Source organism: Planctomonas deserti (assembly GCF_003067705.1).
Taxonomy (GTDB): domain Bacteria; phylum Actinomycetota; class Actinomycetes; order Actinomycetales; family Microbacteriaceae; genus Planctomonas; species Planctomonas deserti.
In genome coordinates, this window is sequence record NZ_QANL01000014.1 from 1 (window position 1) to 1,023 (window position 1,023).

Sequence of the window (1,023 nt, forward strand, 5' to 3'; positions counted from 1 at the left end):
GTCAATGGTGCGTATCGTGATCGATCCGGCCTACACCGGCATCGCCTTCGTCGGCGACAAGGACCAGGCAGCGACGATCACCATCAATCCGGGTTGGCTGGAGCAGCATCCGAACGACATCGACCTGGTCACCCATGAGGCGATGCACATCGTGCAGGGGTATCCCGGCTATGGCGATGCACGGGTACCGGGCTGGCTGGTGGAAGGCATCGCCGACTACGCGCGCGACCGCTACGGCATGGACAATGCCGCCGCAGGCTGGGCACTGCCGGGCAAGGTCGAGAAGGGACAGAACGTCGACAGCGGCTACCGGGTGACCGGTGCGTTCCTGAAATGGGCCGAGGCCGAGCATCCCGGCCTGGTGCTGGCGCTGGACAAGGCCCTGCGCGACGGCCGCTATGCACCGGCGCTGTGGCAGAAGCATACCGGCAAGGCACTGCCGGCGCTGTGGGCGCAGTACGCCAAGCCACGTTCGGATGCACCGCCGCCGGCGCCGGCGCGCCGCGGCAAGCGGCACTGACCGGGTAGAGTCGACTGGGTAGAGTCGACTGTTAGTCGACTGCTCTACGTCCAGGTCGCGAAAATCCCGCGCTGCGCGCGATAGTCGACTGACAGTCGACTCTACCCGCCGGTCGCCCCCGTCGCCCGATCGCCCGATCGCCCCGGTCGTTCTCCGTCCGCCGCCGGGGGCTTTGCCGGCCAAGGCCAAAACCGCGCGCGTCGCTGGGGTTTCGCATTTCAGGGTTAGTCTGTGCGCCTCTTCCATGGAGTCGCCCGTTGATGCGCCGCCGTTCCCTCGCCCTTGCCCTGTCCCTGCTGCTGCCGGCCGGCGCCTTTGCCCAGGCCCAGCCGCAGGCCGCACCGGTCGCGTCGCCCTCCACCGCGCGCAGCAGCGCCACCGTGGTGCTGACCGCCGCGCCGGCCGACTGGCGTGCGCTGGATGGCCAGCGCGTGCGCATCGCCGCACCGCTCACCCTGGCCGGTACCGACGGCCTTGAGCGCTTTGGCCAGCTCACCGTGGCC

2 protein-coding genes are annotated in these 1,023 nt (G+C 69.4%); both read left to right on the plus strand.

What is annotated here, in order from left to right; all coding sequences use genetic code 11:
• Nucleotides 1–520 (plus strand): basic secretory protein-like protein (locus tag DAI20_RS19220; protein WP_108252871.1); only part of this gene is annotated, 520 nt, incomplete at its 5' end.
• A 257-nt stretch (nucleotides 521–777) separates the two neighbouring features.
• Nucleotides 778–1,023, plus strand: a 246-nt coding sequence (locus tag DAI20_RS19225) for a hypothetical protein (protein ID WP_205781490.1), incomplete at its 3' end; no start/stop codon positions are given.